General features: G+C 50.7%; 3 protein-coding genes. 1 reads left to right on the forward strand and 2 read right to left on the reverse strand.

Features of this window, described 5'->3' with window-relative positions:
- Positions 1-232: 232 nt before the first annotated feature.
- Positions 233-1,471 (forward strand): ABC transporter substrate-binding protein, encoded by a 1,239-nt coding sequence (locus tag CW742_RS10150; protein WP_292419984.1) that lies wholly within the window; start codon positions 233-235, stop codon positions 1,469-1,471.
- A 306-nt stretch (positions 1,472-1,777) separates the two neighbouring features.
- On the opposite strand, the gene CW742_RS10155 is transcribed toward CW742_RS10150, so the two are convergent.
- Both CW742_RS10155 and CW742_RS10160 read right to left on the reverse strand, forming a co-directional pair.
- Positions 1,778-1,969: a CooT family nickel-binding protein gene (locus tag CW742_RS10155; RefSeq protein WP_292419987.1), complete on the reverse strand. Its 192-nt coding sequence runs from the start codon at positions 1,967-1,969 to the stop codon at positions 1,778-1,780.
- Positions 1,970-1,981: 12 nt separating this feature from the next.
- On the reverse strand, positions 1,982-2,670 hold a 689-nt coding region (locus CW742_RS10160), incomplete at its 5' end, for a hypothetical protein (protein WP_292419989.1).

Consider the following 2,670-nt stretch of genomic DNA (forward strand, 5'->3'; position numbering starts at 1 on the left):
TATATAAAAGAGTGCATACCCAGAAAAGTTCAGCGATATCGGATTGTAAGAATGGCTCCTACAGTTTTATAAAAACCTCTAATGTGTGGATGGAGTCACAGCAAAATGACTTCGATCCGCCCAGTGGATGGACTGGACGGTAAAGAGCTGAGGTAGCTGGAATAAAACGAACAAATTCTCTTTTTAAAAAAATGCAGGGGAAAATGTGAGAGGGAGAAACGGAAGTGAATTCATGCAGAAAAAGTGGCTCATCGTGATCACGTGTTTAATCATCGGGGCAATCCTCTGTGCAGGATGTACCCAACAGGCAGTGCAGGACGAAAAAGTTGGCGTGGCAAAGTCAGATTCGTCAACATCGGGATACAAGACGGTTGTTGACAGCCGGGGCGTTGCGGTAAAGGTTCCTACCGATATCAAGCGGGTCGTTACCATAAGCGACGGGCTTGTTGAAGGAGCGATGATACGGTTTGGTGTGCAGGATACCCTTGTCGGAGTTGGATCAAGTTGTATCCAGCGGAATTTCTCTTACGTGTTTCCCTCGGTAAAAGGCAAGAATGTCACGTACGTGCGGGGAATGAACCCGGTGCTGTACCTGGATCCCGGGATCGGTACCCTGCCACGGATTGGTGAATCGAGCGTCGCACTCAACTACGAGACGCTTGCCGGGCTCAAGCCGGATGTGGTAATTCTCCGCCTTGGCGACTGTACGCTTCGGTACCCTGACGATGAGAACGTGAAAAAGAGTATCTCGACCATCGAGTCGCTGAATATCCCGCTTGTCGTGACATACGGGCCGAACGCGTACAAGACCGCAACGGTGTCCGGTATCACAGACGAGATACGTATCCTTGGCGAAGTATTTGGTAAGGAGACTGAAGCCAGGAAGATGAGCAATTACCTTGAGGACCAGGTTAACCAGATAAAACAGAGGACGCGGGATATTCCCGATGCCCAAAAACCAAGCGTACTGATCCTCGGCCTCTCCCCCACGGCGCGGAGCCAGGGCGGGGCAGGGCAGGTATTCGGCCGGGGCACCATCGAATCCTTCTTCATCGAGGACCTGGTGAATGCCAAGAACTCCTACAATGAGGAGGCTGCGACGTTCAAGACACTAAGTGCCGAGCAGATACTTGCCAACAACCCTGACAAGATTGTCCTTTGCACCGCAAACGGGTACCATCCGCCAATGGAACTTTACGAGGCCCCATATTACCAGAACCTCCAGGAACTTTCAGCAGTTAAGAATAAGCAGGTCTCGGCACTCCCGTGGACTCCCTGCAATTGCGGCAAGAGGCTGGAGTACCCGATTGACGTTATGGTGATTGCAAAGACGGCATACCCGGACAAGTTCGCCGATGTGGAGCTCTCGGAATGGCTCCTCCAGTTCTATGAGAACCTGTATGGTGTTGACGATGCCACGGCGAAAGAGCTGCGGTCTGTGCAATGGATGGACTGGACGGTCAAGAGCTGAGGTAAGAAAGAAGAGTATCTTCATTTTTTGGCCAGCGCTCAAGATAGAATCACTGGCAGATCGCCCGGATAAGACATGATAGTAGGGGAAAAATGATTCCAGTCTGAAATGGATTTGGTTTTTCTTCATATCGGCTAAGATTATCTACGCCGCAATCATTGCCTGATGCACTGATGCATCATCTTCTTTCTTTGGTAAACTAATCCTACGGTTACGATTGCACATTCGCTAAGGAATCAACAAGGGATCCTGAAAGCAGGAGATCACTGCAAATACCTGTTATCCCAAATGAAAAAAAGGAAGCTGTTATTCTTTTTTCAGCACAAGTTCCTGCATCAGGGTATCGACAACCTCAATGGTCGCCTTATCGATCTTTTTCAGGCTGCCAGATGCATCGGTCAGGATAACCTTCCCGTCTTTCCGTTTTGCCTTTACTACGTTCGACGCTATTTCCTTTTTCTCTCCGTTCTCTTCCAGGAATACGGTAAATTCACACATCGTATGCTCCACTTATGCCGGACAGGACTCCTGGATCCGTTCCATAATCGTATGGATATCACTTACTGCCGGAGAGTCCGGATTGGTGTCGAGGACAAGGCTGCCCTTCCGGTCTGCATCGGCAACACGCTCGTCGAACCTGACCGGCAGGACATCCCCTGTCTCAACCCGCAGTTCCTGCATGACCTGCGGGATCTCGCTGCCATCTTTGACCTTGTTCACGATGACAACCTGTCGACGGATATTCAGGTCTCCTGCCAGTTTCATTACATGCCGGGCAACTTCCATGGATTTCGGGAACGCTTCGGTTATGACAAGGTTGAGATCATAATCCACGGCAAGGCCCCTTCCCAGGATCTCGGAACCAGCCTGCGAGTCCACGATAATGATGTCATACCATTCATTTCGGGCGGAGATCTGTTCGATCAGGAGCCGGACAAGCGAGATTGACGAACAGATGCAGCCGGCACCCCCGAACGGGATGGTTCCCATGACAAGAACCCGGACACCGTCCTGCGCAAGAACCTCGTATTTTGCGAGGATGACTTCGATATCGACATTCAGGTGGTTCCCATGATCATCATCATCAGGATCTTCTCCAACCAGCTGCTCCCGTATACCAATCTTGTCTTCGGCAAGCGTCCGGATCTTTGCGAACGGAACCCCAAGCGACATCGCAAGGTTCATGCTGTGGTCGGTGT

The organism is Methanoregula sp., from assembly GCF_002835825.1.
In the GTDB taxonomy this organism is placed as follows: Archaea; Halobacteriota; Methanomicrobia; order Methanomicrobiales; family Methanospirillaceae; genus Methanoregula.

Bases quoted from the DNA above. Each gene is read 5' to 3' on its own strand.
- CW742_RS10150 (WP_292419984.1), top strand. From the start codon at position 233: ATGCAGAAAAAGTGGCTCATCGTGATCACGTGTTTAATCATCGGGGCA.
- CW742_RS10155 (WP_292419987.1), bottom strand. From the start codon at position 1,969: ATGTGTGAATTTACCGTATTCCTGGAAGAGAACGGAGAGAAAAAGGAA.